Genomic DNA, 550 nt, shown 5'->3' with positions numbered 1-550 from the left:
GCCGAAAAGGTCTGCAATGACCTGGGTTTGGCGTCCAAGGGCACTCTCACCGGCGCCGAGCTGGAACCCCTCGACGACGACGGGTTCGTCGACGCCGCGCAAAACCACACCATCTTCGCGCGCATCTCCCCCGAGCAGAAGGCGCGGCTGATCACCGCGCTGCGCCGCAACGGGCGATCGGTCGGCTTCCTCGGCGACGGCGTCAACGACGCGTTGGCCCTGCACGCCGCGGACGTGGGGATCTCCGTAGACAGCGCCACCGACGTCGCCAAGGACGCGGCCGACGTGGTGCTGCTGGAAAAGGACCTGGGCGTGCTGGCCACCGGCGTCGCCGAGGGCCGCCGGATCTTCGCCAACACGATCAAGTACGTGCTGATGGGCACGTCGAGCAACTTCGGCAACATGTTCAGCGCGGCCGCCGCCTCGGCGCTGCTGCCGTTCCTGCCGATGCTGCCCAGCCAGATCCTGCTGAACAACCTGCTCTACGACAGCTCGCAGCTCGCGATCCCGACCGACCGGGTCGACGAGGAACAGCTGCAGGCGCCGTCGC

1 protein-coding gene is annotated in these 550 nt (G+C 68.2%); it reads left to right on the top strand.

Annotated features, from left to right (window positions below):
- Positions 1 to 550 (top strand): HAD-IC family P-type ATPase (locus tag A5705_RS07485; RefSeq protein ID WP_156763057.1); only part of this gene is annotated, 550 nt, incomplete at both ends.

Source organism: Mycobacterium sp. E787, assembly GCF_001668725.1.
In the GTDB taxonomy this organism is placed as follows: Bacteria; Actinomycetota; Actinomycetes; order Mycobacteriales; family Mycobacteriaceae; genus Mycobacterium.
This window is presented reverse-complemented; position numbering and strand designations above follow the sequence as displayed.